1 pseudogene is annotated in these 556 nt (G+C 55.9%); it reads left to right on the top strand.

Going from position 1 to position 556, the window contains the following annotated elements:
* Positions 1–429: pseudogene (locus tag J5069_RS23965) on the top strand (hypothetical protein); the annotation flags it as partial.
* Between the last annotated feature and the right edge of the window lie 127 nt (positions 430–556).

Here is a 556-nt window from a genome sequence, read left to right as displayed (position 1 = left end):
TGCGCCTGCACCCGGCAAGCTCTTACGTTCCGGTTGTCATCGGGGCAACGCAGCATTCTGTTTGTCGATTTACCCGGTGTCGGTGAGAGTGAGGATAGGGATCGTGACTATGCTGCACTCTACCAGCACTGGCTGCCGCGCGTTGATATTGTGCTCTGGTTGCTTAAAGCCGATGACCGAGCGCTTTCCATTGACCAGCATATCTATCGCACCGTTAGCGGTGAGCGCTATCGTGACAAGGGAGCCCAGTCACGAATGGGACTGGGACACACAGCAACCCTCACTCAATCAGTCAGGCAATATTTATGCCCGTCGTGTCGCAGTGCGTTCCACCTTCTTTCCGACCCATCCGGTCTGCGCCGTGTCGGTAAAAACCGGCTGGGGCATGGCAGCAATGGTGGAGACGCTGTTTCAGTGTTTACAGCCTAAGGCCAGTAGTCCGCTGTCGGTTCGGCTACAGCCCAACTGGCGGTCAGTGGCTATTGAGAGTCGGGCTCGGGATGATTTTGCCCAGTCGGTTGGCGACATACTTCATAGCGTGATTGTAGGACCTCAA

The sequence above is a fragment of the Candidatus Symbiopectobacterium sp. NZEC127 genome, assembly GCF_025962675.1.
GTDB lineage: Bacteria > Pseudomonadota > Gammaproteobacteria > Enterobacterales > Enterobacteriaceae > Symbiopectobacterium.
This window is presented reverse-complemented; position numbering and strand designations above follow the sequence as displayed.